Below are 607 nucleotides of genomic sequence, written 5' to 3'. Positions count from 1 at the left end.
TTGATCTCTCTTAGTTGCCCTTTGGCACACCCCTTAGTGACTGCCTTCACCCCGCATTAGAAAACGATCCGGGTTCTTAGACCGAACAGGGTAATCCGGTCCTGATCGGGATTTAGAAGCGGGTCGGAAATGAATTGTACCGATGGCGTGATCTTCAGTCCGGGTGAGATTGAAAAGCGGTAGAAAGCTTCAAGCGTGAACTGATCGCCATCTATGCCTCTTGCTTCGGCCCAGTTTAGGCCCAGACCGGCCAAATCGGTGTTGCGACCATAGTAACCGAGACCGGCAGAAATCGACCGTTCATAAAGCGCTGCGGTTCCCTTCGAGGCCCCTGCACGGAAGAACGGCATCCATTTATTGTCAACAAACCATGCGGCGGAAAACGCTGCGCCGTAATCTTCTGCTCGACTGCCATCGTCAGCCGCATCCGCATGCCAGAGGGTCAGATGGATATTGTCGAAGTAGATGCGATCAAAGCCGGACGTGTACCCAAGTTCGAGCGACTTGAAGAGATTGCCGTCGCTAAACACATCAAAGTTTGGATCGGACGGGTCGGCGTTTGCGTCTGATACGCTGGCAACGGCGTAGAGGTTCTCGCTCAGCTTTA

Annotated in this window: 1 protein-coding gene; it reads right to left on the bottom strand. The window is 53.4% G+C overall.

The genetic code is table 11. The features are described 5' to 3' along the window. Window positions 1–56: 56 nt before the first annotated feature. Window positions 57–607: carbohydrate porin (locus tag ACR0IK_RS24390; RefSeq protein WP_480643690.1), on the bottom strand; the 551-nt coding region annotated here is incomplete at its 5' end.

The organism is Ruegeria sp. BF7, assembly GCF_056538605.1.
This window is presented reverse-complemented; position numbering and strand designations above follow the sequence as displayed.